1 protein-coding gene is annotated in these 2,030 nt (G+C 49.9%); it reads right to left on the reverse strand.

Going from position 1 to position 2,030, the window contains the following annotated elements; all coding sequences use genetic code 11:
• On the reverse strand, window positions 1-2,030 hold a 2,030-nt coding region (locus AC1DFM_RS34560; protein WP_477081345.1), incomplete at both ends, for a beta strand repeat-containing protein.

Raw genomic sequence — 2,030 nt, forward strand, 5'->3', positions numbered from 1 at the left:
GTAAGTAATACCATCCATATCCATATCACCGTTTTGTACGGTGTAGCTGAATAGGAAGGCGTTGGTACCGCTGCCACTCACGAGGGTAGCTTGTTTAGTGGCTGCCCCGACGATTACATCCAGCGATGGTGTGCCTGTAGCAATTACATTTTCGCTGAAGTGTACGGTGAAGCTGAGCACCTGTCCGGTGTGATAGATGCCGTTAGCCGGTACATCAACAGTGGTGATAACCGGAGCTGTGCCAGCGTAAACGAGGCTTAATGTATTAGAAGCAGTGTTGCTGTTATTACCTACGTTCACGGCTACACCGGCAGGAACTTGCAGGGTTACTGCGCCATCAATGCCTGGTGTAACCAGCACTGTGTAGGTGATGTTGTCCGTAGTCTGGAAGTTGCTGAGACTTGCATTGGTAGTTGTAATATCTCCTATTGCAAATCCAGTTACAGCTTCGGAGAAGGTAATGGTAGCGGTAAACGGTGCTATTACAGGTGAAGTAGCGGAAGTGCTGATCACTACACTCGGTTGAGTGGTGTTTACCAGTACACCACTGGTGTTGCCTACGTTATTGAGCGTGAGCAGCGCATTTTTACCTGCGCTGTTGCGGATAGTGCCGGAGATGGCAGTTCCCAGTGTAATACCATCCATATCCATGTCGCCGTTTTGTACAGTGTAGCTGAATAGGAAGGCGTTGGTACCGCTGCCACTCACGAGCGTAGCTTGCTTGGTGGCTGCACCTATGAGTACATCGAATGATGGCGTACCTGTAGCGATTACATTTTCGCTGAAGTGTACGGTGAAGCTGAGTACCTGTCCGGTGTGATAGATACCGTTAGCTGGTACATCAACAGCGGTGATAACCGGGGCCGTGCCAGCGTATACGAGGCTTAATGTATTGGAAACAGTGTTGCTGTTATTACCCACGTTCACGGCTACACCGGCAGGAACCTGCAGGGTTACAGCGCCATTAATGCCTGGTGTAACCAGCACCGTGTACGTGATATTGTCGGTAGTCAGGAAGTTGCTGAGACTTGCATTGGTAGCTGTAATGTCTCCTATTGCAAATCCGGTCACAGCTTCCGAGAAGTTAATGGTAGCGGTAAACGGTGCTATTACAGGTGAAGTAGCGGAAGTGCTGATCACTACACTCGGTTGAGTGGTGTTTACCAGTACACCGCTGGTGTTGCCTACGTTATTGAGCGTGAGCAGCGCGTTTTTACCCGCGCTGTTTCGAATGGTACCGGAGATGGCAGTTCCCAGGGTAATACCATCCATATCCATGTCGCCGTTTTGTACAGTGTAACTGAATAGGAAGGCGTTGGTACCGCTGCCACTCACGAGGGTAGCTTGTTTGGTAGCTGTACCTATGAGTACATCCAGAGTTGGTGTACCTGTAGCAATTACATTTTCGCTGAAGTGTACGGTGAAGTTGAGTATCTGTCCGGTGTGATAGATGCCGTTAGCCGGTACATCAACAGCGGTGATAACCGGAGCCGTGCCAGCGTAAACAAGGCTTAATGTATTAGAAGCAGTGTTGCTGTTATTACCTACGTTCACGGCTACACCGGCAGGAACTTGCAGGGTTACCGCGCCATCAACACTTGGTGTAACCAGCACTGTGTAGGTGATGTTGTCGGTAGTCTGGAAGTTGCTGAGGCTTGCGTTAGTAGCCGTAATATCTGGCACTGTAAATCCGGTCACAGCTTCAGAGAAGGTAATAGTAGTGGTAAACGGCGCTATCACAGGTGATGTAGCGGAAGTGCTGATCACYACACTCGGTTGAGTGGTGTTTACCAGTACACCACTGGTGTTGCCTACGTTATTGAGCGTGAGCAGCGCGTTTTTACCTGCGCTGTTGTGGATGGAACCAGAGATGGTAGTTCCCAGGGTAATACCATCCATATCCATATCACCGTTTTGTACGGTGTAGCTGAATAGGAAGGCGTTGGTACCGCTGCCACTCACGAGGGTAGCTTGTTTAGTGGCTGCCCCGACGATTACATCCAGCGATGGTGTGCCTGTAGCAATTACAT

It is taken from the genome of Chitinophaga sp. 05T412, assembly GCF_056396465.1.